The sequence below is a fragment of the Catenibacterium sp. genome (genome assembly GCF_052354645.1).
Classification (GTDB): Bacteria; Bacillota_I; Bacilli_A; order Erysipelotrichales; family Coprobacillaceae; genus Catenibacterium; species Catenibacterium mitsuoka_A.
On the sequence record NZ_DAWDDM010000072.1, the window covers coordinates 1 to 8,692 of the forward strand.

The 8,692-nt window shown below is 30.0% G+C and carries 2 protein-coding genes and 1 pseudogene; all 3 read right to left on the bottom strand.

Translation table 11 applies throughout. From position 1 onward, the window contains the following. Positions 1–616: pseudogene (locus ACT8VG_RS04740) on the bottom strand (AIPR family protein); the annotation flags it as partial. Positions 617–757: 141 nt separating this feature from the next. Next, entirely contained in the window at positions 758–4,468 is a 3,711-nt protein-coding gene (locus ACT8VG_RS04745) for a hypothetical protein (RefSeq protein WP_444195301.1), read from the bottom strand. Positions 4,469–4,488: 20 nt separating this feature from the next. After that, positions 4,489–8,692, bottom strand: a 4,204-nt coding sequence (locus ACT8VG_RS04750) for a helicase-related protein (protein WP_444195302.1), incomplete at its 5' end; no start/stop codon positions are given.

Below are 8,692 nucleotides of genomic sequence, written 5' to 3' on the forward strand. Positions count from 1 at the left end.
GCAATACATTATTAGGGGAATCAATTTCTATCTTATACTCATTTACAGTTTTAGCTTTTTCAATTAATTCTTTAATCTGTGAATAGATTTCACTTACTCCATAAACTGACACCATATCTTTTGAATATTGATTATGTTCTTCATTTAGCTTTTTAGCGATATCATCTTGATTTATATCTGATGTAGTAAAGATACAAAACTCAACATTTCCTTCACTTTCGTCAGGTAATCTATCCAATGCATTTTGCAGATTAGTTTTCAGTTGTTTATTATATATACCTGTATTAGCAATTTTAAAGTTTTCAACAGTACTACTCATTTTATTTAATTCAGATATGATATCATTTAATTTCATGTTTTCTGTATATTTGCATTGTCCTAACACAACCTTAGACTCTTCATCATCATAATATACAAAATCAATACCACCATCATTTGGACCATTTGTAATCGAACTTTCGATATCATATAACTTTGGCTCTATATTCTTAATCTTATAACAGAAAAATTGCATTGCTAAATACTCAAATGCATTTTCATCTGTCACCTTTTTATTGCTTTTTTCTAATTCTTCCTCAATACTTCTTAATTCATTCAAAAGTACTTCACTTGCCATAAAGTACACCTCCATAATCATAACTGCTCTTATTTAGTAAACTATACTTAATTATATCTCAAGTTATGATTTCCATAAAGATCTACTGTTAATTAACTATCATAAAAAGCAGTAAAAGAGAACGGAAACACCGTTCTCCCATTACTCTACATAAGAAATCCTATACTCTTGAATATCCAGATTTTTTCTAGTACTCTTATTCTCAATAAATACAATCGACTTTGCTATATTATCATAAAGCAATAAATCACCTTCACTACTAATATCACACCAGAACTTTCCATCTACTATCTCAGAAGTAAGAAGTAATTGAAGATTCTTTTTATGTCTTCTTTTCTGATCAAAGTGATTTACAGTAACCTTATAAAGATCTTCTTCAATCATTGAATCAACATGAACTGTTGTATGTTTAAAAGATAGCTTCTTGTCATACCATTCATCATTATCTTGATCATAAACTTCTCCTCTGCCTTGATCAATCTTGAAAGTATGACCTACAATATCATTCGCATCATAGAAGAATATATTCTCTTTTCTATACATGTTATACTGATTCGCATTCATACTAAAGATATCATTTGTGCCTCCTAGTATCTGTATTTTATAAGCAGTAAATTTTTCAATATTTGGCACCTTGATATGAACTGGTTTATCAGTTGTAGTTACATCACAAACACATTTTTCTCCCTTGAAGAGTTTCACTGTAATATCATCTTTTCCAAAGTAATCAAATGAAATAGAAACACTATCATCATTTTCATATCTCATATACATTGATTTATAATCTACAACAGCTCTGTAGTAAACATTAAGAGAATCAACACTTAATGAATCTTTATAAAAATTAATGGAACATTTTGCATACCCATTTGATTCTAATCCCTTAATCATTGCACATGGAAGATATGCCTTATTATCTCTATAATTAACTGCCAACTTATCAGTAACAAATTTATTAGGTAAACTAACTTTAACTTGAGAGAAATCTATTCCATCAATCCATATCTTAGAGTATGTAGTAATATCTTTAATAGATATTTCTTCTCTGAATGGTTTCCATACACCATCTTCTATTCTATAAACAGGAATATCTACTTTAGGTACTAAATATAATTCACTTTCAAAATATTGAGACGTAAATGGTAACTCAAACATATTATCCTTTTTAGTATCTGCTATGTATTCTTTTCCTTCAACAAGATTACAATTGATATTTAGAACTATCTCATCATTATGCAGCTTACACTTATGTGTATATTCTGGACAATAGAAGTAACTCTGCTTAAAGAGAGTAGAATCAGTATTCAGTTCTTTGACTGCAATATAGTTAAATCCCTGTACTGTATAACCATCTAAACTCATTTCACAGATTGTATAATCCCCAATACCTCTTTCACTTAAATCTGTCATGAGATATCTACTATTATTTACTTGTAACTGTATTCTCTTATCATCCATCTTTGGACATGTGAATATTAATCCTAATACTTCCGTATAGATGTCAAGATGATGAATTGATTCACTAATATACGCTTTTGTAGATTTAGTACCTACAAGCATTTTGTCATCACTATAAGAGGTATAAACAGCTCTATCATCCATCATAATAGACTCATGTTCATTCAACACTAAATTACCTATTGAATAAAATTGGTTTGTATAATAAACTTCAATATTTTTAATTGCTTTAATCTCTGTACCTACCACATCTATATTACCTACATACTTACTTCCTTGTTTAATCTCATTATGATTTTCAGAGAAGAACAAGAATTCACGATACAGAGTTTTCTTAGAGTCAAAAATAACATCACTATTTGAAAAAATCTTGTAATTGACTTTACCGATTGGATTTTCTAACACCACATCATTCCCTACAATCAAATTACTTCCTACTACTTCTGTAATAGTTGGTCTATCAATAACTTTAACAACTTCACTTCCATGACTTACTACAATCCTAATAGAACTAGCAGGATACTCTCTACTAATCAAGTGATCAGGAATATGTAATAACACATTTATTCCCTTTAAAGAATACGTAGCATTCCATTGCACTTTTTCATGACTACTTCTTTCTTTTGCTTCAAAGAATATTTTATTCTTTGAAATCCAATCTTTAAAAAATGGTTCAAAGTAGTCAAAATATGGTAAATTTTCCTTTGACTCATTCCAGTAATAAGTATCAAGATACTTCAAGATAATCTTTGTATATTCTATAAGTTCACTAAACCAATCGATATTATCGATAATATCTCTGATTGTTTTAATGAGTTTATATGATTTAGCTTTAGATTTAAACTGATTATTCTTACTCTCATATTTACTACTTATATCAATAAATACGTTTGCAAGAACTTCATTGAGGATATTAGAATTATCAATCAATTCATATTTAAATGTGTCCTTATAGATATCAAAGGCAAACGTGATGAAATCAGGTACAAAGTATGATGGAGTAATAGTTTGACGAATAACGTAATTGATATATCTATTGTTTGGTTCATTAGAAGATTGTGCAAGAATTTTTCTTATAAGAGCATTCACTCTCTGCTCACTTCTACCTACATATAAATTATTATATTCATCTTGAACATGATCCCATAAACTGCCATCATAATGATCTAATGCAATAATAACTAATGAAACAACAATCTCATTTATCCCTTCATATAACACAACAGAAGATTTATTATAATTAACTTTCAAATGTCCAATAGCCCTTGCATGAATCTTTTTCTTTAGTTCATCATTACCAGCTATCTGTAGTAAATCTAATCCAATAAGTTTATCAGCTGAAAGCTTACCAACTAATTGATTCATCATTGTATCAAAATCATTGATATCAACAGCAATATTTTGATACTTCATATCTAAATTTGAAGTATCGACAACAACTTGTTCAACTGGCTCTTTGGTTTCTAAAGTTTTGGTTCTACGAACTCTTTTCTTTTTCTTCATACTTTCAAGAGCTTCTTCAATTGTTAGGCTATCTTCATCCTCTTCTTCAAAAGATTGTGTAACATCTTGAACTTCAGATACTTCTATATTTTCTTCTTCAGTTGCTGAAATACCCGTTTGTTTTTGTTCAGATTCAGTCTTTTCAATAACTTCATTATCACTAAACTCTTCCAAACTAGACTCAACTGCTTCTTCTACATAGGTAGTTGGCTGTTCACTTTCTTCCTCCAGGACTAATTCTTCTTTCTCATCATCTTCGATAACTTCATCTTCACCAGAATCGTCTAGGCTAGTTACAGCGACTTCTTCTGTTTCAACTGTTTCACTTTCTTCTATAGAAACAGTAATCTGATCATCCTCTTCTAGTTCTAAGCTTACTTTCTCAGTAATTTCATTATCACTAGACACATCCGAACTAATCTCAACCGCTTCTTCAACAAAACCAGATGATTGTTCACTTTCTTCCCCTAGTTCTAATTCTTCTATCTTATCATCTCTGACATTTTCATCTTCACCAGATTCTTCTGAATCATTTGAACTAGTTATAGCTACTTCTTCTGTTTCAACAGTCCCTATATCTTCTGTAGGAACAGTAATCTGATCATTCTCTTCTTCTAGTTCTAAGCTTTCTACATCAATAATTACATTATCACTAGATTCATCTGAACTAATCTCAACTGTTTCTTTTACAGAAATAAATGGCTGTTCACTCTCTTCTTCTAATTCTTCTTTCTTATCTTCTGTAAGAGTTACATCTTCACTACATTCATCTAAATCCTCACTTGGTTTATTTGCATAGATTTTCCCATTAGATGCACTCTGCGAAGAATGTGTTTCTTTTTTCTGTCTTGAAAAAAGCCTTTGTATAAGTTTCTTTAAGATGTTAAACATATTTCAATAGTTCACTTCCCTTAATCATCAAGCAAATAGTGTAATACAGTTTTTGCATATTTTTTCTTCATAACCTTATGATACCTTTGGTTATAATAAGTTCTTAAACATTTATTACATGTTGTCTCATCATCACAACAATCCTGACTTACAATGTTAAGTGCTGCTAAAAGCACCTTTCTAAATACCATTTCATTTGCAAGTCTCTTAACATGACCTGCACCTCCTGGCACATTATCATATAAGATCATCTCATATTGAAATGTTTGGTTCCTACAAATTAAACCATTAATGTCATTTCGTTCAATCTGTAAAACATTGCTCATACCAGTTAATATTGCATAAATAGTTGTTATCAATTCTGCTTCATTAAAATCCCCATTTATCTCCATCTTGATAACATCTGTCTGAAAAATATGTCCTAATGATACTCTTTCTAGTTTTTTGTTACTACAAGAATATCCTAATGCATTATAATGACTTCTTTTATCAGTAAGTGAATGTGCAAAAGATCTATCTATTATTTTCGTATAACCACATTCTGGGCAATAAAAGAAATGATGTTCATTTAAAATAAGCAGTTTATCATTGTTGTACATACTGATTTTAACTTTATCTTTATATGTAAAGACAGTATCTTCCTTAATACCACCACCTACATAATTGATACCACCAGCATATGTCTTCTTCGGTCTAACTGATCTTGATTTCTTTGCTTTTGCATCTGTAGAGAAACCTAATTCAGGAATTACAAAATAATTATGACTTACATCTACTTCATGCTCACAATTATCACATGTAACTGATTCATTAGGCGTTAATGATAATACCATCTGACCACAGTGTGGACATATTTCATAATAGTATCTAGGAAGACTTCCCGCATTCTTCTTAGGTGTATTAATGTATCTTGACACATATTTTTTCTTATCCACACTTACTTCTGATTCGGGTGCATATTCTGAAATCGCATAAGAAAGATCTCTTTGTAGATTATATTCGTTATTCTTACCAATTTGATCCATAACATTTAAACTTACTACATCTACAGGGAAACCATATTTCGGTATAACTGCGTATTTAGAAAGTGTTGATATGACAGATTCTTTTTCCATCTGTTCAACCTGTCCAATAAAGTATTTTGCTAGATTGAAATCATTATCTTCCTTTGCTTTTTCTGTTGCTTCTCTATATAAAGCAATTCTATCAATCATCTCTCCTATAAATAACATCAAACGAGATTTATCATACAAGATATCTTCTAACCATCCAAAATGACGATATCTACTAAATCCATCAGAATAAATTACTTTAGAATCTATGTAATTTCCTAAATCTTCTGGTTTAGATTTTAAGTAGTCTAAAAATTCTTTCATAGAATCATCATAAATAAGTTTTGTTACATTTTTAGAATACTCTGGATTCTCTCTGAAGAAGAAACCAAATGCACTTGCTAATATATGTCTGATAGCTATCTTTTCATTTCTTATATCAAATTGTGGAGGATTAACTACTCCTTCTATCATTTCTATAGGATTCACAAAATAAGAATAGTCATGTGATGTATTCGTACAATATGTCACTATTAGTGCAGATGCATCCTTGCTTCGCCCAGCACGTCCTGCTCTTTGTACATAGTTTGCTGGAGTTGGAGGAACATTTCTTAGGAATACATTTTCCAATGAACCAATATCTACGCCCATTTCAAAGGTAGTGGAACAACTCAATATATTTAGTTCTTTATTCTTAAACTTCTTCTGTATTTCTCTTCCTTTATTTCTGCTCAACTGCGCTGTATGTTCAGAAATAGATATACCTTCTATCTCCTTATTCTTGTATTGGTTTCTATAATAATTATCCGCAAATATTTGATCAACATCGCATTCTTCTAAAGTCCCATTACATTCTTTATCAATACACTTATTATGAATGTTATTAATAGTGATTTTTTTACACTTACTGCATACATACCATTTTTTACTTGTATAAGACTCTACTACAAAATTTTCCAAACTCAACTGATAAACATTCATGTTTTCTAACATCTGTTGTTTGAACAGTCCTAGATTCATCATAAGTGCGAATAACTTCTCTGCTAAATCAATAGCTTGACTTAATGAACATTCACATACCTTCATAATATATGAAGTAATTGTATTAGGTACTTTCTGATTGAAAGGAATAAAACTTACAATAAACTTTCTTCTATATGATGATTCACCTTCAATCTTCTTTAGAGCTATAAATTTTTCCTGATCAATGTACTGAAAAGCATCTTTTTTCTCTTGTGTAGATAATTCAGCTAACTGATAATCAATAGCACTGTTTTTTCTAAACATCATAACTGCGACATCAATCAAAGTCATGAATTCTTCTACCCCTAAATTAAATAACTGTTTAATAGCAGTCGCATTCTGTCTTAGACTTGGTATTTTATCTGAATAATCATATCTGTAATAATATAATCCAATACCTTCTGAATTATGTTGTCCGTCTACAACTAAAAGATCTCTTAATATAGCAACCCAAGCCTTTGACTGCGCAGAAGTACCATCCAGTTCAAATAAACCATTCTCTTTTATTTTACTAATTAATCTTGAAGCTAATGTTTTAACTGGTATTTCTTTATCTTTCTTTAATTCTTCCCAAACAAGTCTTCTATTTAAGAATCTTTCTTGATTATAATCAAAGAACGTACTAAAGAAACTAGCCTGTTGTCTACTATCTGAAAAAGCCAACAATTGTTTTACGTTCTTTTCATTAGTATGACTTTCATTCAATGTAAATAAATCAGTCAATACAGGTTGTTTATTTTCGTTGTTTGCTTTACTTTCCCCCATTGCTTCATAATAAATTTCTGCTAATACTGCAGTTGCAGAATCTTTATTTAAATAAAAGGAGCGCAATATACCATGAGTATTCTGGTGTCCGCAATGAACACACTGTGCTAAGTTATTTTGCATACTGCTCTTATCATTATTTACCTTATAAATATCAACAAGATATTCCTTTCCACACTTACAAGGCTCTGCATTTAAATCATCACATAGGAAGATTTTTCCACATTTTGAGCATACTTTATAATGTTGCAATTTATCATATTCATCTTCATTATCTAAAACAAAAAAATCTAGTTTACGATTCATTGATTCTTCATAGTTTTCATACACATCCACTGAATCATTTGCTTTTAAGTAACCATCTTCGATATTACCTACAATATACATATGATTGCAGTTTTTACATGCACCTATTTCAAATGCCTTATTGCCATTAATCGTTTCATAGTTTCCAAATCTAATTTGTTTATCTTTTCCAAGTGTAATAAAAGCTCTATCAGGTGTACTTATGAACATATGAAATTTAGCATCAAATATAGTATTTCCCTGGTAATTAGCTAATGAAATCAATTGAATAAGCAATACTAACTGTTTATCGTTAATTTCAAGTCTACTTTGAACCTTTTTCTTAATTTCTGAATAAGTACTTGTATGTCCAATCATTTCATATAGAAAATAAACATTCTCATCATGAATCAATAATTGGTATAAACACTCTTCTACATCATTACACTCATCAACACTTTGATATCTTTTACAGATATTCTTAACTACATTCAAATCCTTTAAGTTTTTGAATAATTCAACATATAACTCCGGATCAATACTATAAGTGATATTTGCCCTATTCAAGTATTCACGTTGACTAAAGATAACGTCATCACTTTCATATACAGATGATGTCAAATTACTAGCAAATCTTGTAATATCTTCAACATTGTCTTTATCACCTAAAGTCGCACTTGTAAGAATAAACTGAGGCTTCTTATCTACTAACCCCGTTAATCTTCTCATTAGGAATGATAATTCCATTCCTAATGATCCCTTATAGGTATGTGCTTCATCGAGTACCATGAACTGCCACTGCTTCATCATATTAGGGTTAATAATTGAATAATCTTCTGGTCTAATTAATAGATATTCAAGCATAGAATAGTTAGTAAATAATATATCAGGAGGATTTCTCCTTATTTCTTCTCTTGATATTAACTCATTTTCAAGTATGGTACTTTCATCATATATTCCTAAATCAGCTAATGCTTTACTTGTTCTTTTATATGGTGTGTCCCCTGTAAATGAACCAAATGTAATCTGTGGATAATCTCTTAATAAATCCCTGATTCTTTCTTTTTGGTCATTAACTAAAGCATTCATAGGATATAAG

Coding starts and splice junctions, on each gene's coding strand:
- ACT8VG_RS04745 (WP_444195301.1), bottom strand. CDS start 4,468: ATGTTTAACATCTTAAAGAAACTTATACAAAGGCTTTTTTCAAGACAG.